Consider the following 18,458-nt stretch of genomic DNA (forward strand, 5'->3'; position numbering starts at 1 on the left):
GTCGCGGACGCAGAAAACATAGGAGGAATTATCACGATGAACAAGGCTGAACTGATTAGCGCTGCCGCCGAGAAGGCCGGTCTGTCCAAGAAGGATACCGAGACTGCTGTGAACGCCGCGATTGAAGTCATCTCTGAGGCCCTGGCCGCCGGCGACAAGGTGCAGTTGGTGGGCTTCGGTGCTTTTGAAGTGAAGAGCCGTGCCGAGCGCATTGGCCGCAACCCCAAGACCAAGGAGAGCATCAAGATTCCGGCCTCCAAGGTTCCCGTGTTCAAGCCCGGCAAGGCTCTGAAGGACACCGTGGCGAAGTAAGCACATTTTTCTGCTGCGTAAATCAAAGCGGTTTCGGGGTTTCCCGAAGCCGCTTTTTTCTGGAAGCAGAGGCCCCCGGCGGGCCCGTTGAGAAAGGAAGCTGGAAGCGATGCGACTGGATAAATGGCTCAAGGTCTCCCGGTTGATGAAGCGCCGCACCGTGGCCAACGAGGCCTGTGACAACCAGCGGGTCATGGCCAACGGCCGGAGCGTCAAGGCCAGTTATGACGTCAAGGCTGGCGACGTGCTGGAACTGCGCTTTGGCGAGCGCACACTGCGTGTGGAGGTTCTGGCCGTCAGCGAACATGTGGGCAAGGCGGACGCGCCCGCCATGTACAGGGAACTGTCTTGACGCCGCCCCTATGCCGTAAAAAAAGCCCGTCCGGATACCGGACGGGCTTTTTGGGACTTTTTTATTTGCGGCCGCCGCGGCGGGAATTTCTCCGCTCCGCCTGACGCATTTCAGACAGCTTGCTGTCTGAGGCGGCCATAAACTGCTTGAGACGGTCCTCAAAGGTGGCGGGTTCCGCCGGGGCGCTTTTGCCCCGGAATCCCTGGCTGCCGCCGGGCCGGCCCATGGGCCTACCCTGACCTGCGGGGCGCGGGGGAGGATCCATTGCCTTCTTAATGGAGAGGTTGATGCGGCCGTTCTCATCAATGCCGATGACCTTTACCTTGACCTCTTGCCCTTCCTTGAGATGATCTTTTACATCGTTTACGTAGGAATAGGCAATCTCAGAGATGTGCACCAGTCCCGACTTGCCCTCCGGCAAGGCGACAAAAGCGCCGAACTTTGTGATGCCTGTGACCTTCCCCTCTACAACCGAACCAACACCAAACTCCATACTGACCGACATATCCTCCTTCAAATTTTGCGCCTACTGCTAGTTGGTGAAATAGAAGACCCGTTCGCCCGGAGCCACCAAGCCAAGCTTACTGCGCGCGATGTCGGCCTGCCGCTCTGGGTCGTCGCTGTTTTCCACCGCGTCGGCCAGATCGGCGTTTACCTGTGTCTGCGCCGCCACCTGGGCCTGAGCCTCCGCCAGGTCCTTCTGGGCGGTCAGAATCTGGCTGCGCAGGTTGAGCAGCGCGGTGGCGGCGGCGATGAGCAGCGCCAGCACCACCAGTTTGGTCAGAATACCTGCCTTTTTGGTTTTCATGAGCTGCTCCTCCCCCTGCCGGACTGCCGCTGCGGCGCACAGTCTCTTCCATTTCCTTAGGTATCTGCTTTATTCTATACCACTTTTTCCGATAATGGAAGCATTTTTTTGCAGTTTTTATCATTTTTTTCAGCAGCAGGAGAGCACCGCGGACCGGCGCGGTGCCGATTTTCCACAACAGACCCAAAAAATCGGCAAGGAGATAGCCCAGCTTCAGCGCCCAGCGGCTGAGCAGCAGGAAGTAGAGCACCGCACCGCCCAAGATGCTCAGCAGCATATAGATGCGCACCTCGCCGTTTCCGGCCGCCACTGCGTAGACGAAGATCGCCGCGGTCACGGCCAGCCAGAAAAGTAGGTCCAGTACGCTCCCCAGCAGCGGCAGCCGGAGCCGTACCCGGAGTATGCGGAAAAAGTCATAGAGCAGGCCGATCGCCGCCCCCAGCGCCAAGGCGCCCCCCAGTGCGGCCGCCTGCCCGGAGATGGAGATCCCCATCTCAGCGGAAGAGCCGGGCGAACAGGCCGCCCTTCTCCCTGTGGTCGTCCTCGTAGGTCAGGGAGTCAATGTCTCCCTCTACCTTCAAATCGCCTCCATCCAAGCTCAGCCGCTCAATGTGCAGCCCCTCGCCCCGCACCACCAGGGTGCCCCGGGCGGTGTACATGACGATGGTGTTCTCGTCAAAGCTCTCCACTTCCTCCACACCAGAGACGGCCAGCTGTTCCCGCTCCTCCAAAATCACATGGTGCGCCGACTCCGGCCGCGTTTTGTTCTCTTCATACGGCATGGCACTTCCCGCCCTTTCCCATAGTCTAGTGCATATATATGGGACAACACTGCGGGATATGCCGCCCTCATGCGTTCCGGCTGGCAGGGCTGAGACGGGAGAGCGCGGGGACCAGCGGCCGGGCCAGCAGAGTGACCGCCACGATCTTCAAGGCGTCGCCGGGCAGATAGACGGCCATGCCAGCCCACAGCACCTGGCTCAGCGGCATCCCCTTTCCCAGATAGACGTTCAAAATCAGGTACATATAAGGCACCCCCACAGCATAGAGGATCAAATCCCCAGCAATGCAGGCGGGAATCACCCGCTTGGCCGCGCCCGATCCCTGGGCAATCGCCCCCGTCAGCCAGGCTGCGGGAATCAGGCCCAGCAGGAATCCAAAGGAGGGCTGCAGCAGATAGGTGGGACCGCCGCCCATGGTGAAAATGGGCAGGCCCGCCAGTCCCAGCGCCACATAGACAGCCTGGGACGCAGCCCCCCACTTAGGCCCCAGCAGTACCCCGGCCATAGCGGTGAAAAAAAACTGCAGGGTTATGGAGGTAAGGCCCAGCGGGATTTTTAAAAATGCCCCGATCGCGGTCAGGCCGGCAAACAGGGCGGTCAGAATCATCCTTTGGGTATGGTTTCGCATGGTGGTTCCCCCTATTGTCAACTTCTTTTTTATTTTAGTTTACAATTCTTTATTTGTAAACTGTCATACTGCATAAGTTGACAATTCATTTCTGTTTCGCTACAATACAGAAAAACGAAGGGAGGCAGTTCCATGCTTCAGGATGAAGTGCTGGCCCTGCTGAAGTCCAGCGGGGCGGGATTTCTGTCCGGGGAGGAGATGAGCCGGACCCTGCAGGTCAGCCGGGCGGCGGTTTGGAAGGCCATGGAGGCCCTGCGCCGGGAGGGGTATCAGATCGCCTCCGCGCCCCGGCGGGGCTACCGGCTGGAGGGCTCCCCCGACCGGCTCAGCGCCGGGGAGCTGGCCGGGGAACTGGCCGGGCGGACCGTGGGAGGCGCCCTGGTGTGTCTGGACTGTGTGGACTCCACCAACAGTGAGGTGAAGCGCCGGGCTCTGGAGGGCGCGCCTGACGGCCTGGCCGTCATCGCCGGGCGGCAGACCGGCGGCCGGGGCCGCCGGGGCCGCTGCTTTGTGTCCCCGGCGGACAAGGGGCTGTATCTGTCCGTGCTGCTGCGTCCCCGCTGCACGCTGGAGCAGGTGACCACCCTCACCGCCTGGACCGCAGTGGCGGTGTGTAACGCCATCCAAGGGGTATGCGGCGTGCGCCCCGGCATCAAATGGACCAACGACCTGATACTGGACGGCCGCAAGGTCTGCGGCATTCTCACCGAGCTGGGCCTGGAGGGGGAAACTGGGGCTTTGGAGTATGTGGTGGTGGGCGTGGGTGTCAACCTGACCCAGACGGAGGAGGATTTCGGCCCGGAGGTGGCCCCGGTGGCCATCTCCCTTGCCCAGGCCCTGGGCAAGGCGCCCCGCCGGGCGGAGCTGGCCGCCGCGCTTCTCATTGCCCTGGATGAGCTGTATACCGCCTTCCCCCTCCGGGCGGCAGACTATCTCGCCCGCTACCAGGCGGACTGTGTGACCACGGGAAAGCAGGTGCGGCTGATCCGCCCCGGCGGCGAGCAGGAGGCCTTTGCCGAGGCCGTGGACGACCAGTTCGCCTTGGTGGTCCGCCTGCCTGACGGCCGCCGGGAGACCGTCTCCTCCGGCGAAGTGAGCGTAAGAGGTCTGCTGGGTTACACGGATTAACCGACCCGCAGAGGGGAAAATTTTTTCTTGACATTTCCCCTTTCTCCGCTATAATAGGACAAGGTGTCAAGACACCTTATTTTTCCTGTTTTACAGATTTTAAGAGGAGAGAGGGACGCCCCCCATGGGTAAATGTAAGGAATTTCTCCAGCGCAAGAATATCGTGATCTCTGCCAGGCGGTATGGTATCGACGCCTTGGGCGCCATGGCGCAGGGGCTCTTTGCCTCCCTGCTGATCGGCACCATCCTCAACACTGTGGGCGCGCAGTTCCACATCACATTTCTCACCGCTCAGGTGATTACCATCAACGACGTAGGCTACACCATTGGCGGGTTGTGCTCCTTTATGAGCGGCCCGGCCATGGCGGTGGCCATTGGCTATGCCCTGCAGGCGCCCCCGCTGGTCCTCTTCTCCCTGGTGACCGCCGGCTACGCCTGCAACGCCCTGGGTGGGGCGGGCGGGCCGCTGGCTGTGCTCTTTGTGGCCATCATTGCCGCGGAATGCGGCAAGGCGGTCAGCAAGGAGACCAAGGTGGATATTCTGGTCACCCCCATTGTCACCATTCTGGTGGGGATCGGCGTGGCGTGGCTCATTGCCCCGCCCATCGGAAAGGCGGCCAGCGCCTTCGGCCTTTTGATCATGAAGGCCACTGTGCTTCAGCCCTTCTGGATGGGCATGCTGGTATCCATTCTGGTGGGAATCGCCCTGACCCTGCCCATCTCCTCCGCGGCGATCTGTTCGGTGCTCGGCCTGACTGGTCTGGCCGGAGGGGCGGCGGTGGCGGGCTGCTGCGCCCAGATGGTGGGCTTTGCGGTCATGTCCTTCCGGGAGAACCGCTGGGGCGGGCTGGTCAGTCAGGGGCTGGGTACCTCCATGCTCCAGATGGGCAACATCGTCAAAAACCCCCGCATCTGGATCCCCCCCATTTTGACCTCCGCCATTACCGGCCCCATCGCCACCTGCCTGTTCCGTCTGGAGATGAACGGCGCGCCCATCAATTCCGGCATGGGCACCTGCGGTCTGTGCGGCCAGCTGGGCGTCTGGACCGGCTGGCTTTCCCCCAGTGAAAAGGCCCTGGAAAACGGCGCCGCCGCCATTGTGCCCGGCGCTGGGGACTGGCTGGGCCTGATCCTGATTTCGTTCGTCCTCCCCGCCGTACTCACCTGGCTGTTCGGCCTGTTTTTCCGGCGGATCGGCTGGATCAAAGAGGGCGATCTGACCCTGAGCTGAAGCGCTTTTGATACAGCGGCAGCCCCGGCCAAAGGCCGGGGCTGCCGTTTCTTTCTCTGTTCCGCCGATAGACAAACCGGAACCACCGGGCTATAATGAAACAACCGAACCGAGAGAATGGAGTGGATGCAATGGGTCCGGAACACAACGCAGACTGGGAGTCCTCCGGCGCGCAGGAGGTTATTTTTGTGGATACCCCCCTCATTCAGCGGGCGCTGGATGAGTTAAACCGCTCCAAGGAGGAGTTCCGCGCTCTTTTGGAGCAGGCTGAATCCGGCGATCCGGCGGTCTGGTACGACTTGGCCATCCGGTACTTAGAGGGCGACGGTGTGGAACGGGACCCGGCGCAGGCCGTCCACTGGCTGGAGCAGGCCGCCGAGGACGGAGACCTGCGGGCCATGGACGTGCTGGGCCGTTGCTATCTGCTGGGCAGCAGCGGGGAAAAGGACCCCGCCCGCGCCATAGAGCTCTATCGGCAGGCCGCCGACCAGGGCCATCTGCCCGCTCTGTGCGACCTTGGCCTATGTTATGAAAACGGCGACGGGGTGGACGCCGACCCCGCCCGCGCCGCAGAGCTCTATCAGCAGGCCGCCGAGGGTGGCTATGCCCCGGCCATGTGCAATCTGGCGGTGTGCTACCTCAACGGCATCGGGGTGGAGAAGGACCTTACCCAGACCGTCCTCTGGCTGGAAAGGGCCGCGGAGCAGGACTTTCCCCGGGCCCTGGGCATCCTGGGGGACTGCTGTCGGGAGGGGCTTGGCATGCCCCAGGACCTGGCCCGGGCAGCGGCCCTCTACCAGCGGGCCGCCGACCGGAACTACCCTCCCGCCATGTGCAATCTGGGTCTGTGCTATGAAAACGGAGACGGGGTGGACGCCGACCCGGTGAAAGCCGCCCAGCTCTATCGTCAGGCCGCCGACAACGACGACCGGGCCGCCATGTGCAACCTGGCGGTCTGCTACCTCAACGGCATCGGGGTGGAGAACGACCCCAGCCAGGCCATCCCCTGGCTGGAGCGCTCCGCCCAGTTGGGGCATCTGCGGGCCATGGACATCCTGGGCGACTGCTATTGGTCGGGCCGGGGGGTGGAAAGGGACCACAGCCGATCGGCCCAACTCTACCAGCAGGCGGCGGAGCAGGACTACCCCCCCTCGGTGTGCAGCCTGGGCCTGTGCTATGAGGGTGGGGACGGGGTGCCGCAGGACCAGGACAGGGCCGCCGCGCTCTATCAGCAGGCGGCGGAGCGAAGCTACCCGCCCGCCATGTGCAACTTGGCGGTGTGCTATATGAACGGCATCGGCGTGGAGCGGGATCTCTCCCAGGCCATCACCTGGCTGGAGTGCTCCGCCGAGTATGGCCACGTGCGGGCCATGGACATTCTGGGCGACTGCTGCTGGTCGGGCCGGGGGATGGAGAAAGACCAGGCCCGGGCCGCCCAGCTCTATGAAAAGGCCGCCGGGCAACAGTATCCCCCCTCCCTGTGCAGCCTGGGCCTGTGCTATGAGACAGGGGGCGGAGTGGCGGAGGACCAGGCCCGGGCCGCCGCGCTCTACCGACAGGCCGCGGACCGGGACTATGCCCCGGCCATGTGCAACCTGGCGGTCTGCTATCTCAACGGCATCGGGGTGGAGAAGGATCTCCCCCAGGCCATCACCTGGCTGGAGCGCTCCGCCCAGCTGGGCCATGGGCGGGCCCAGAACATCCTGGGCAACTGCTATCAGGACGGGGACGGCGTGGAAGCCGACCAGGGCAGGGCCGCGCAGCTCTACCGGCAGGCCGCAGACCAGGGCTATCCGCCCGCCATGTGCAGCCTGGGCTACTGCTACGAGGCGGGCCAGGGTGTGGAGCGGGACGCTGTCAAGGCAGTGGAGTGGTACCGTCGCTCCGCCGAGGCGGGCTACGCCACCGCCATGTGTAATCTGGCCTACTGTCTGGAGTACGGCATCGGCGCAGAGAAGGATCAGGTTCAGGCCGTGGAGTGGTACCGCCGCTCCGCGGAACTGGGACATCCCCGGGCCCTGTGCAACCTGGGCCTGTGCTATGAGTGCGGTGACGGCGTGGCGGAGGACCCCGTCCAGGCCGCGCAGCTCTACCGGCAGGCCGCAGACGCGGGCTACGCACCGGCCATGTGCAATCTGGCGGTCTGCTATCTCAGCGGCATCGGGGTGGAGACCGATCCCAGCCAGGCCATCCCCTGGCTGGAGCACTCCGCCCAGCTGGGCCACGCCAGGGCGCAGAGCATTCTGGGCGACTGCTGCCGTCGGGGCAATGGATTGGACCAGGACCCCGCCCGGGCGATCCGGCTCTATCACCAGGCCATTGACCAGGGTTACCCCGGTGCCATGTGCAATTTGGGCCTGTGCTATGAACTAGGCGAGGGTGTGGAAAAAAATCTGCCCCGAGCGGTGGAGCTCTACCGGCGGGCCGCAGACCTGGGCGACCGGGCGGCCAGATGCAATCTGGGCTACTGTCTGCTGGAGGGTATCGGCATCCAGCGGGACCCCGCCCAGGCGGTGGAGTGGTTCCGCAAGGCTGCGGAGCAGGGGCTGCCCCGGGCCTACTGCCTGCTGGGCGAGTGCTACCTGGAGGGCAAAGGCGTCGCTCCGGACCGGGAAAAGGCCCTCTCCCTGTACCGCAAGTCCGCCCAGCAGGGGTATCAGCCGGCCAAGGAGGAGCTGGAAAAGCTGGAGGCCAAGTCCATCCCCTCCACCCCCAAGGCGGAGAAAAAATCCCTGTTCAAGCGCATTTTTGGAAAATAAGCGGAGCAGGGCGTCCCCCTCGGGGGCGCCCTGCTCCGCTTATTACGTCATTGAATCCGTCCGAAATTCCGGAAGGGAAAAAACACCAGCTCCGCCCGGCCCAGAATGTACCGCTCGTCCACCGTGCCCAGGGTCACGTCCCGGCTGTCGTTGGAGTTGTTGCGGTTGTCCCCCATGACAAAGACCGAGCCCTCAGGCACTGTCACCGACGTCAATCCCCCATACCAAGGCGGACGCATGACCTCCTTCAGATACGGCTCGTCCAGGGCCGCGCCGTCCATGTATACCGTGCCTGTACCGTAGTCGATATCCACCTGCTGTCCCCCCACGGCGATCACCCGCTTGACAATGGGGCCCTCCGTGAGGTCAAAGGGCTTGGTGAGCACCACCACATCCCCCTGCCGGGGCCGGTATCCAATGCTGCGCACCAGCATCAAGTCGCCGGTGTGTAGGGTGGGCTCCATGGACACCCCGTCCACCGGGGTAATGCGCCCCAGGAAAGTAAAGACCAGAATGATCGCGGTCAGCACCGCCGTAATGGTCTGCAGCCAGCCGTACAGGCTTTGCCCCAGCGTTTGTTTTGACACGATCTTCCCCCCTGTAGAAAAGCGCCCCGGCCACCGCCGGGGCGCTTTTCGCCTCTTATTTCGCGTACTCGATCACTTTCGTCTCCCGGATCATGTTGACCTTGATCTGACCGGGGTACTCCAGCTCTTCCTCAATCTTCTTGGCAATGTCCCGGGCCAGGAGCACCATCTGGTCCTCGCTGACCTTGTCCGGGGCGACCATGATGCGGACCTCACGGCCGGCCTGGATGGCAAAGGACTTCTCCACGCCAGGGAAGGAGGAGGTGACCTCCTCCAACTTCTCCAGGCGCTTGATATAGTTCTCCAGATTCTCCCGCCGGGCGCCGGGCCGGGCGGCGGAGACAGCGTCGGCCGCCTGAACGAGGCAGGCCACAATGGTGCGGGGCTCCACATCGTTGTGGTGGGCCTCGATGGCGTGGACAATGTCCTCATTCTCCTTATACTTGCGGGCCAACTCCACGCCAATCTGCACGTGGGAGCCCTCCACCTCGTGGTCGATGGACTTGCCCAGGTCGTGGAGCAGTCCGGCCCGCTTGGCCTGGGTCACGTCGGCGCCGATCTCGGCGGCCAGCAGTCCCGCCAGGTGGGAGACCTCGATGGAGTGGTTGAGTACATTCTGGCCGTAGCTGGTACGATAGCGCATGCGGCCCAGGAGCTTGACCAGCTCCGGGTGCAGACCGTGGACATTGGTCTCAAACACGGCGCGCTCGCCCTCGGCCTTGATGGTGGCGTCCACCTCCCGCTTGGCCTTCTCCACCATCTCCTCAATGCGGGCGGGATGGATGCGGCCGTCCTGAATCAGCTTCTCCAGGGCGATGCGGGCGATCTCCCGGCGGACCGGGTCGAAGCAGGAGACTGTGATGGCCTCCGGCGTGTCGTCGATAATCAGGTCCACGCCGGTCATGGTCTCCAGCGTGCGGATGTTGCGACCTTCCCGGCCGATGATACGGCCCTTCATCTCGTCATTGGGCAGGGGTACCACAGAGACGGTGGCTTCCGCCACATGGTCGGCGGCACAGCGCTGGATGGCCAGGGAGAGGATCTCCCGGGCGCGGGTATCCGCCTCGTCCTTGAACTGGGCTTCAATCTCCCGGACCTTCATGGCGGATTCGTGGGTGACCTCCTCCGCCAGCTGGTCAATCAGGTAGCGCTTGGCCTCTTCAGCGGTAAAGCCGGAGATCCGCTCCAGCACCTCCATCTGAGTTTTCTTGACCGTGGCCACCTCTTCCCGGGCCTCTTCCAGATCTGCCAGCCTGTGCTGCAGGTTCTCTTCCTTCTTCTCGATGTTCTCGGTCTTTCGGTCCAGGTTCTCCTCTTTCTGCTGCAGACGGCGCTCCTGCTTCTGCAGGTCCGCCCGGCGCTCCTTCACCTCGCGCTCGTGTTCCGTGCGCGCCTGGAGAATCTCCTCCTTGGCTTCCACCAGGGCCTCGCGCTTCTTGCTCTCAGCGCTTTTAATGGCTTCGTTGATGATGCGCTTGGCCTCTTCTTCCGCGCTGGAAATCTCTTTTTCCGCCACGTTTCTGCGATACTGGTAGCCGACCAGGAAAAACAATACAGCCGCAATCACAAAACAAATTACGCCTGTTAAGATATAGGGCAGCATAAGTGCGATCCACACCTCCATTTCTTAGATTTTCAAAAATCACTTGTTTATCAGATGATGCACACGGTCCGGACACCTGGGTTGTCCAAACCGCACAAAATTTGAAGAGCTAACCCCTCGTTCTTCAAAAAACTACACCTAATCTATTTTAAGTCGGCAAAGCATTTCTGTCAAGAAATTTCCGTTCTCCGAACAGCAAAAGCGGGAAGGGGCTCCTTCCCGCTTTTGTCGGCTCTGTATTCTTCACAGGGCTTACATCCTGTGAACCACCACGCCGCCGGTTTTCCAGATGCAGTCCTCCGGCACCACGCCCCGCACGCAGGACACCGGGTATACGCTGGCCCGTCGCCCCAAAATGGTACCCGGGTTGAGCACGCTGTTGCAGCCCACCTCTACCCCGTCTCCCAGGATAGCGCCGAACTTTTTCCGGCCGGTCTCAAGGCGCTCCTCCCCGCTGCGGACCGTCACAAGGGTCTTATCCGACTTTACATTGGATGTAATGGATCCCGCCCCCATATGGCTCCTATAGCCCAGAATGGAATCGCCCACATAATTGTAGTGGGGGGTCTGCACTCGGTCGAAGAGAATGACATTCTTCAGCTCCACAGAGTTTCCCACCACGCATTGGGCCCCCACCAGTGCCGAGCCCCGGATAAACGCCCCGTGCCGCACTTCAGTCTCCGGTCCGATGATGCACGGCTCCCCCAGGAACGCCGTCGGCGCGACCTTGGCGGTCCGGTGCACCCACACATGAGGCGCACGCTGCTCATATTCTCCCGGGTCTAGCTCAGGCCCGTGGGAAAGAATCCACTTCTCAATGCCGTCCAGGGCCTGCCAGGGATATTGGAATTGCTCCAGGTACTCTCCAGCCAGCGTATGGGACAGGTCCAGCAGCTGTTTGGTCTCAATCAACATAAGACAATCGCCCTTTCTACTCGCTTATGATCCGCATGCGGCCTGGTATATGGCCGCTTTTTGCCTATTATAGCACAGGTCTGTTGTTCATGGAAGGAGCTGCCCTCCTCATTTTTTGTTTTGTGAAACAGAATAAGGCATTTTGACTATTTTTGAAACTTTTGGATTGACAGTTTTCCAAAAGAATGATACCTTTGAATATAGAAATATACAGGAAAGGAATGGTGTCTCATGGAGAAACTGATTTTAGGTGTTGACATCGGCACAACCTCGCTGAAAGCGGCGGTTTTTGACCTTCAGGGGGTACAGCTGGCCTCCGCCGTGGTGGAGTACACCCTTCTGACCCCTGAGCTTAACGTAGTGGAGGCCCCCTGCGGCGTCTACCTGGACTCGCTGAAAAAATGTCTGGATATCATCCGCGGCAAGGGTACGGTGGACACCCAGAATATCTGCGTGATCGGCTTCTCGGTTCAGGGCGAGACCCTGTGCTTTCTGGACCATGATGGCGCGCCGCTGAGGAATGCCATTGTCTGGATGGACAACCGTGCCTCCGATCAGGCGGAGCAGCTGCGGGCCCAGTTCGGGGACGAGCTGTGCTATCAGGTCACCGGACAGGTGAGCTTTGAAGCCTGCTGGCCTGCGGCTAAGATTCTGTGGGTCCGGGAGCATGAGCCCGAGCTCTTTGCCAGAACCGCCCATTTTGCCCTTCTGGAGGACTACTTTATCTATCAGCTCACCGGCAGGCTGGTGGCCGAGGGCTCTCTGCTCACCTCCACGGAGTACTGGGACATTCGCACCAAGCGCTATTGGCCGGAGATGCTCGCCTTCCTGGGCATTGACGAGAGCCGTCTGCCTGAGATCCGTGAGTCCGGCGAGCTGGTGGGAACCATTCTGCCCCAGATGGCGGCCGAGCTGGGCATCTCTCCCCAGGCCCAGGTGACCACCGGCTGTCTGGACCAGGCGGCGGGCGCCATCGGCGTGGGTAACATCCGCCCCGGCATTTTCTCCGAGAACATCGGCGCGGCACTGGCCATCTGTGTGCCCACCAAAACCCTGACCTATGACCCCAACCGGCAGATGCCGGTACACTATTTCGCCCTGCCTGACACCTACATGATGCACACCTTTACCACGGGCGGCATGTGCCTGCGCTGGTTCCGGGACGCCTTCTGCCAGTCGGAGATCGGCCTGCAGGACGCCACAGGTCTGGACTCTTACTATCTGATGGACCGGGAGGCTGAGCGGATCCCCGCCGGCTCCGACGGGCTGATTACCCTTCCCCACCTGCAGGGCTCCATGGCACCCGATGTAAACCTGAACGCCAAGGGCATTTTCTACGGCGCCACCCTTAAGCACGGCAAGGCCCACTTTATCCGCAGCATTATGGAGAGCCTGGGCTATCTGATCTGCCGTAATCTGGAGGCCATTGATGCCATGGGGCTGGAGGTGGCGCAGATCCGGACCATGGGCGGCGGCTCCAAGTCGGACCTGTGGAACCAGATCAAGGCGGACATCACAGGTAAAACACTGCACGTCACCTATTCCTCCCAGGACACCGCCTGCCTGGGCGCGGCCATCCTCGCCGGCACGGCCGTTGGCAGCTTCGAGAGCGTGGAGGCTGCGGTGGACGCCATGGTGCGTGTCAAAAAGACCTTTGAACCGGATCCGGTCAAACACGCAATCTATGAGAAACAATACCGGAAGTTTAAGCTGCTCTTTCAGTCCGTGCAGGAACTTTACCGCCTGGATGCGGAGGACTGAGGGACGCGCCCGACAGATTTTACAGGGGAGAGAGCACGGATGATTCGTGAACAGCGTATTGACTATATCTTAGGTGAGCTGAAGAACAAGGGCGTGGTCTCCGTCTCCGAGCTGACCCGGGTGCTGGAAACCTCCCGCTCCACCATTCACCGGGACTTGGATGACCTGGCGGCCCAGAATCTGCTTCAGTGTGTCCGCGGCGGCGCAGTGGCCGTCACGCCCAAGGCTTCCTTTGAGCCGTCTTTCAAGGCCAGAAAAAGCCGCTTCTTGGAGGAAAAGCAGCGCATTGCTCGGGCGGCCCTCCAGTTCATTCAGGATGATGAGACCATCATTCTGGACTCCGGCACCACGGTGCATGAGCTGGCCAAACTGCTCTCCGAGGCTAGAAACCTGTACATTGCCACCAACGACCTGCACAGTGCCATGTCCCTGTCGGATAACCCCAACATCTCTGTCATCGTACTGGGCGGGATTCTCCGCACCAGCCATTTCTCCCTCAACGGGCTCTTTACAGAGGATATTTTGCGGCAGATTCATGCGGACACCACTTTCCTGAGCATTGACGCTATGGATTTTGACGTAGGACCCATGAATTTTTCCATGGAGGAAATCCCCACCAAACGGCTGATGCTTCAGGCCTCTCAGCGGACCATTATCCTATGCGACCACTCCAAATTTGAAAGTGTGGCTTTTGTAAATATCTGCCCTCTGACCCAGGTGGATATGATTATCACCGGCAGGGAAACTGCGCCCGAGCACCTGAAACGACTGGAAGAGGCCGGCATAAAAGTCCTGACCGTATAACAAAAGCCCCCGCTGCTTCCCCAGCGTTTCATAGGGAAACATTTTGAACCTACCTAAAAGTTAATATTGTTTTCCTACAGGACGGCTGTGTTACCGCACAGCCGTCCTGTTCTTTTGTTCATGCCACATCGTCGGGGTATTCCTCGTAGAGTGCCGAGATGTCCATCGTTTCGGGGATATCATCGACGATGCCGATGTCCCTGTAGTAGATGCGGATCTCCTGCGGCGCTGTTCGGGAGTATCGCTCCGCGCGTTCTCCAACCTCGACCCGCTGAATGAAAGTATGTAGAATCTCCGAAGTCAGTTCCGTTATCTCCGTGTATTTACGGGCGTTCTCTATGAACCGGAGGGCATTGCCTTCGGAATCTTTCAGTTCTGTCAGTCTGGCCTCCGCCTCGGGCAGTTCCTCCTGAATAGATTTCTGCTCCGTAATGTACTCAGTAGAAAGTATCCTGTACTGTTCATCGGGGATGCGACCAAGAACGCTGTCCTCATACAGCCTCTTGAACAAGGCGGATAGCTCAGACTGGCGCTTGGTCATGGCATCGACTTTCTTTTGAAGAGCTGTGATCTCCCGCTGTGCTTCTTTACCCAGCTTGATGCCGATGTAGGCGGCAAAACGCATCTCGTTCTGACGGGCGAAGTGTGTGATCCGTCGAATATCGTCCAGCAATATCTGCTCCAGTTCTATTTCCCGAATGTAGTGACCGGAACAGACATCCTTGCCCTTCTTCTTGTAGGTGGAACACATGAAGTTGTTCTTTACCGCGTCCATGGTATGCGCTCTGTGCAGTACCATGGTACCGCCGCAGTCCATGCAGTACACCAGGCCGGAAAAGATGTTCTGTTCTGCGAAGTTTGCCCTGCGCCGCTTGTGTTTTCTGACATCTCGAACGATATCCCACGTCTGCTTATCCACCAGCGCTTCATGCGTATTCTCGAAGCGGAGCTGCTCCGACTCAGGTCGCTCGATGCGCTTCTTGTTTTTGAAAGATAACGTGGTGGATTTCAGACTGATGGTATGTCCGAGATAGGTTTCATCCTCCAGGATATTGCCTACAGTGGTATCCGACCACTTATACGGTTCTGCCAGATTCAGTCCTGTCAGTGCGACACCGTACTTTTGGTAGTAATAATATGCAGGCGTCGGGATCTGCTCCTTCTCCAATCGTTTGGATATCTGCGTAGGACCATTGCCATCAACACAGAGGGCAAAGATGTACTTTACCACCCAGGCTGTTTCCGGGTCAGGAACCATGTGCCGTTTGGGATCGGCAGGATCTTTCATGTAGCCGTAGCGGGGACGGGACGCAACTCTTGCGCCGGTTTCTGCTTTAAGCCGAACCACCGAGCGGCCTTTCTTGCTGCAGTCCTTGGCATAGAACTCATTCATGATGTTGCGGAAAGGTGTGAAGTCGTTGGTGGACTCGTAGAGACTGTCCACACCGTCATTGACAGCGATGAAGCGAACACCGTAGCTGGGGAGGATCAGTTCCGTGTACTGTCCTACCTGCAAATGCTCACGACCCAGTCTGGACATGTCTTTAACAATGAGCGTTTCTACAAGGCCTTCTTCCATCAGCTCTACGAATTCTTTCCAGCCTGGACGATTGAAGTTGGTACCGGAGTAGCCATCGTCATAGATAAATTTGGTATTAGGGAACCCGTGGTCTGCAGCATACTTTTCCAACAGAAGCCTTTGATTCTGAATGCTGTTGGAATCGTCTGTGGCATTTATCTTTTTGTTGTCCTCCTGACTGAGGCGCCCGTAGAGAATTGTATATTTTTCCTGGTTTGCCATTTGGCCTCCTTTCCGGGCAAACCGATACGGTACACCAAACATACCGTATCAGTTTCCCAAAGTCTATGGTTAATTTCCGTTCTTTTTCAAGTCGTTGTCGATGACCTGAAGAAGACGTTTTGTGGGTGTATCGCCGCCTGCGGGAGACAGCACGGAACTGATGATGAAACGCCTGCCTTCCACAAACATCTGCCGTCGAATCTCGAGCCCGTGTTCCGTGGTGCAAGCATCTGTACCGCTGAAAACAGGATAGAGTTCGCCGTTCTCTATGGCGGCAACAACATCACGCGGTCTGTACTGACCCTCGTATCCGGTACACAGATAATCCATAAGTATGTCTTTCATATTTAACCTCCTCGTTTGTTTACATCATCATGGTCATTCCGAAACCATGGTACTGTTGATACTCTTCTTCCTCATCCTCATCATCGACGGCGTACTCAACTGTGCGGTCGATCTTGCCGCCGTGGCGGAGGATGCGCTCGATCTCCTCTTCGCTGTGATGGACGGTCTCCATGTGGAAACGGTCATTGTCACCAATGGCCAGCGCGTCGAAGATAGCAACCAGACCACTGACCGCATCATCAACCGTGGGAAGCAGTTCACCATCAGGCGTGGCCTCCTCACGGCTTTCCAGATACTCACAGCCTCCCATGGCAAAGTAGAGTTCCATGTTCTCGCGCCGTAGGGTTTGGTCGAACAGTTTTTTATCGCGGCACTTGAGATTGTTGGGTGTGGTGTAGGTGATGTACTTCGTATCGCTCTGCCAGTCCACACCGTAGCCGAGCCATTCCATATAGTCGATGAACTCTTTCTTTGTCACAGCGTTCTCCATGGCTTCGCGGATATCTTTCTGGAGCTTTTTCTTCCATGCAGGAATATGAAACGGGTCAGCCTTGGACTCTGTGACGGACAATCCGTACTGCATACAGAGCTCGTTGGAGTAGTCCTTGACCTGCTTCAGTTCCCGTGCAGTCTGGTGAAACTTTTTGCCGGTCTCGTAGCTGACTGAGTTCATCACAATGTGGTTGTGAATGTGCCTGGTGTTCATGTGCGTGGCTACTACGCACTGGTAGCCAGCGAACTGCTCCGCAAACTTCAGGCCGATCTCGTGAGCGGTATCGAAGTCCAACTCATCGTCAGGTGAGAACGCCTGGACAATGTGATAGTAGCTGCGTCCGTCGGTTTTGTGGAACTGCTTTTTGACAGTTTCAAACTCATGGAGCGCTGACTGAGCAACACAGTTGACGCCGGTGATGAGCCGGTCGGTGGTTTTCTCACGGTTGGTGATGTAGTCGAGGATGCCGCTCAGATTACACGAGACACCGACGAATTTAACGCTTGCCATGTTTTTTCATACACCTCCATGAACGGTTCGAAGTTGACGAACTGGATTCGTCCCTGGCGAGCCATGACGGTCAGCTGATTTAAGTTGTTGCCCTGGCGTCGGAGCTCCTGCAGCACTTCTTCATCGGTGCCGCTGAGCACATTGACCTTCTGATGCATCGCCGCTCTGCGGACGAATTCAGAGAGCGTAAGATTTGCGCTTTGGGCTTTACGCTGGATGTAGTCTTTCTCCCAGTCTGCAACACGCAGACGGATGAAATTATCTTTTGCCATTTAGGTTATCCTTTCGAAAAATCAAAATAGGGGTGTGGGCTTAGCCCGCAACTGCCGAAGGGGGCGGAACGGGGCAATCGCCCGATTCCGTACCACGAAGGCGAAACTTGTCACTCCCGTTGGGAGTAATCCTACGTGGGTGGAGTTTTCAACCGTGGTGAAACGGCGTGGTCTGCGCTGGGGTGGGGTATGTACTCTACCGTTGGCGCAAAAGCCGCACACAGCGGCTCCTGTGGCCTCAAACGGCGGAGATTTCAGCGCAGAGAGAAAAGGTTGCAAGGGTGCAAAGTCCTTAGAACTCTACATCCTTACATCCTTCATCCGGCAGTTTCCAGAACCACCGGTCACCAACTTTCTCGGAAACGATGCCGAGATTTTTCTTGGCGATATCCAGTGTGCGTTTGGAGATGCCCATGGCATCTGTACGTTTCTGCACTTCCTCCGCGGGAACTCTGCCGCTGAGCACACGCTTGAGTTCTTCTTCCATCAGCATGGTTTTTGTCTGCACTTTACCGGTGCCGTTGAGGACATCGTCGACGGTTGCTTCGCAGGCGCCCTTCCAGCAGAAACCAGTCTGCTCGTTCAGTTCAAATGCAATGGAGCTGCCCTCGGGAGCAAGACTGTTTTTGTCCTGAGCGACGATGCGGATGCGCTCGTTGTCTTTCAGACGACCGACCACCAACACGCTGCGAGCTGCCGCACGGAAGTCGATGGAGCCGAGACCGCGGTAACTGGATTTCTGACCCTGCGCTTTGTTCATGTGTCCTACCAGAAGAACAGCGCAGTGCGTGCGTTCTGCCATAGCTGCAACACGTTTCAGCACAGGACGCACTTCGTTGGCGCGGTGCATATCCACTTCTTCACCGAGGTACGCCTGGATCGGATCGAGGACTATGAGACGAGCGCCGGTTTCTTTGATGGCCTCTTCCAACCGCTCATCAATAAGAGTGAGTTCCTTGTTGGTTTCGTCGATGACCAGAACACGAGAGCAATCGGCACCTGCAGTAACGAGCCGAGGCTTGATGGTATCGGCCAGACCATCCTCAGCTGTCTGGTAGATGACGTTCATAGGTTCCATGGCATCTTCGCATTCCGGCAGAGGTTCACCTTGCGTCAGCGCGGCAATGACGGCGAGAGCGAAAGTCGTTTTGCCGTCGCCAGGATCGCCTTGTACGATGGTAATCTTGCCCAGCGGGATGTAGGGATACCATAGCCACTGGACATTTTCAGCTTCCACGGTGTCCATGGAAATGAGTTTCAGTTCATTTTTCATTTGTGTTTCCTCCTTGTGGTTTTTGGGATTTGTGTTTTCGGGAGCAGTGTTCACATTTGATTTCCTCCTTTCTCGATAGTTCAGAGGGCAAAAA

Annotated in this window: 19 protein-coding genes and 1 pseudogene; 7 read left to right on the plus strand and 13 right to left on the minus strand. The window is 58.9% G+C overall.

Annotated elements, in window-relative coordinates:
- Window positions 1-36: 36 nt before the first annotated feature.
- Both H9Q75_RS07525 and H9Q75_RS07530 read left to right on the plus strand, forming a co-directional pair.
- A complete protein-coding gene (locus H9Q75_RS07525) occupies window positions 37-312 on the plus strand; it encodes an HU family DNA-binding protein (RefSeq protein WP_186565733.1) in 276 nt (91 codons plus the stop codon).
- A 109-nt stretch (window positions 313-421) separates the two neighbouring features.
- The gene (locus H9Q75_RS07530) at window positions 422-664 is read left to right on the plus strand and encodes an RNA-binding S4 domain-containing protein (protein ID WP_186565735.1); all 243 of its coding nucleotides are present in this window, start codon (window positions 422-424) and stop codon (window positions 662-664) included.
- Between the two features lie 61 nt (window positions 665-725).
- On the opposite strand, the gene H9Q75_RS07535 is transcribed toward H9Q75_RS07530, so the two are convergent.
- The 5 genes and pseudogenes from H9Q75_RS07535 to H9Q75_RS07550 all read right to left on the minus strand — a co-directional run bounded on the left by H9Q75_RS07535 (window position 726) and on the right by H9Q75_RS07550 (window position 2,882).
- Entirely contained in the window at window positions 726-1,157 is a 432-nt protein-coding gene (locus H9Q75_RS07535) for a S1 RNA-binding domain-containing protein (protein ID WP_186565968.1), read from the minus strand.
- A 39-nt stretch (window positions 1,158-1,196) separates the two neighbouring features.
- Entirely contained in the window at window positions 1,197-1,472 is a 276-nt protein-coding gene (locus H9Q75_RS07540; protein WP_186565737.1) for a septum formation initiator family protein, read from the minus strand.
- A gap of 232 nt (window positions 1,473-1,704) precedes the next feature.
- Window positions 1,705-1,965, minus strand: a pseudogene (gene yabQ / locus H9Q75_RS12975) (spore cortex biosynthesis protein YabQ); the annotation flags it as partial.
- Between the two features lies 1 nt (window position 1,966).
- Window positions 1,967-2,254: a sporulation protein YabP gene (gene yabP, locus H9Q75_RS07545; protein WP_186565739.1), complete on the minus strand. Its 288-nt coding sequence runs from the start codon at window positions 2,252-2,254 to the stop codon at window positions 1,967-1,969.
- 67 nt (window positions 2,255-2,321) lie between these two features.
- Window positions 2,322-2,882, minus strand: a complete 561-nt coding sequence (locus tag H9Q75_RS07550) for a biotin transporter BioY (RefSeq protein ID WP_186565741.1) — start codon at window positions 2,880-2,882, stop codon at window positions 2,322-2,324.
- Between the two features lie 132 nt (window positions 2,883-3,014).
- Here H9Q75_RS07550 and H9Q75_RS07555 point away from each other — a divergent pair, with 132 nt between their 5' ends.
- From H9Q75_RS07555 to H9Q75_RS07565, 3 genes are all read left to right on the plus strand, one after another.
- Complete coding sequence (locus H9Q75_RS07555) at window positions 3,015-4,010, plus strand: biotin--[acetyl-CoA-carboxylase] ligase (RefSeq protein ID WP_186565743.1); 996 nt, start codon at window positions 3,015-3,017, stop codon at window positions 4,008-4,010.
- 124 nt (window positions 4,011-4,134) lie between these two features.
- Window positions 4,135-5,241 carry a PTS sugar transporter subunit IIC gene (locus H9Q75_RS07560; RefSeq protein ID WP_186565745.1) on the plus strand — a complete coding sequence of 369 codons (1,107 nt, stop codon included), beginning with the start codon at window positions 4,135-4,137 and terminating at the stop codon, window positions 5,239-5,241.
- A gap of 131 nt (window positions 5,242-5,372) precedes the next feature.
- Window positions 5,373-8,000, plus strand: coding sequence for an SEL1-like repeat protein (locus H9Q75_RS07565; RefSeq protein ID WP_186565746.1), 2,628 nt, complete (start codon window positions 5,373-5,375; stop codon window positions 7,998-8,000).
- A gap of 47 nt (window positions 8,001-8,047) precedes the next feature.
- Here H9Q75_RS07565 and lepB read toward each other — a convergent pair whose 3' ends face one another.
- From lepB to H9Q75_RS07580, 3 genes are all read right to left on the minus strand, one after another.
- Window positions 8,048-8,587, minus strand: coding sequence for a signal peptidase I (gene lepB, locus H9Q75_RS07570; protein ID WP_423788639.1), 540 nt, complete (start codon window positions 8,585-8,587; stop codon window positions 8,048-8,050).
- A gap of 55 nt (window positions 8,588-8,642) precedes the next feature.
- Window positions 8,643-10,190 (minus strand): ribonuclease Y, encoded by a 1,548-nt coding sequence (rny, locus tag H9Q75_RS07575; protein WP_186565748.1) that lies wholly within the window; start codon window positions 10,188-10,190, stop codon window positions 8,643-8,645.
- 252 nt (window positions 10,191-10,442) lie between these two features.
- Window positions 10,443-11,105, minus strand: coding sequence for an acyltransferase (locus H9Q75_RS07580; RefSeq protein ID WP_186565750.1), 663 nt, complete (start codon window positions 11,103-11,105; stop codon window positions 10,443-10,445).
- Between the two features lie 231 nt (window positions 11,106-11,336).
- Between H9Q75_RS07580 and H9Q75_RS07585 the strand changes: the two genes are divergently transcribed.
- Both H9Q75_RS07585 and H9Q75_RS07590 read left to right on the plus strand, forming a co-directional pair.
- A complete protein-coding gene (locus H9Q75_RS07585) occupies window positions 11,337-12,866 on the plus strand; it encodes a xylulokinase (RefSeq protein WP_186565752.1) in 1,530 nt (509 codons plus the stop codon).
- 39 nt (window positions 12,867-12,905) lie between these two features.
- On the plus strand, window positions 12,906-13,670 hold the full coding sequence (locus H9Q75_RS07590; RefSeq protein WP_186565754.1) for a DeoR/GlpR family DNA-binding transcription regulator: 765 nt from the start codon (window positions 12,906-12,908) through the stop codon (window positions 13,668-13,670).
- Window positions 13,671-13,788: 118 nt separating this feature from the next.
- On the opposite strand, the gene H9Q75_RS07595 is transcribed toward H9Q75_RS07590, so the two are convergent.
- The 5 genes from H9Q75_RS07595 to H9Q75_RS07615 form a co-directional block, all read right to left on the minus strand.
- Window positions 13,789-15,471, minus strand: coding sequence for a recombinase family protein (locus H9Q75_RS07595; RefSeq protein ID WP_186565757.1), 1,683 nt, complete (start codon window positions 15,469-15,471; stop codon window positions 13,789-13,791).
- A 69-nt stretch (window positions 15,472-15,540) separates the two neighbouring features.
- Complete coding sequence (locus tag H9Q75_RS07600; protein ID WP_186565759.1) at window positions 15,541-15,816, minus strand: hypothetical protein; 276 nt, start codon at window positions 15,814-15,816, stop codon at window positions 15,541-15,543.
- 19 nt (window positions 15,817-15,835) lie between these two features.
- Window positions 15,836-16,819, minus strand: a complete 984-nt coding sequence (locus H9Q75_RS07605; protein WP_186565760.1) for a relaxase/mobilization nuclease domain-containing protein — start codon at window positions 16,817-16,819, stop codon at window positions 15,836-15,838.
- Window positions 16,780-17,091, minus strand: coding sequence for a plasmid mobilization protein (locus H9Q75_RS07610; protein WP_186565762.1), 312 nt, complete (start codon window positions 17,089-17,091; stop codon window positions 16,780-16,782). The genes H9Q75_RS07605 and H9Q75_RS07610 overlap by 40 nt, the downstream gene beginning before the upstream one ends.
- A gap of 292 nt (window positions 17,092-17,383) precedes the next feature.
- Window positions 17,384-18,364 (minus strand): AAA family ATPase, encoded by a 981-nt coding sequence (locus tag H9Q75_RS07615; protein ID WP_186565764.1) that lies wholly within the window; start codon window positions 18,362-18,364, stop codon window positions 17,384-17,386.
- Window positions 18,365-18,458 lie beyond the last annotated feature (94 nt).

Source organism: Lawsonibacter celer (genome assembly GCF_014281125.1).
GTDB classification, from domain to species: domain Bacteria; phylum Bacillota; class Clostridia; order Oscillospirales; family Oscillospiraceae; genus Lawsonibacter_B; species Lawsonibacter_B celer.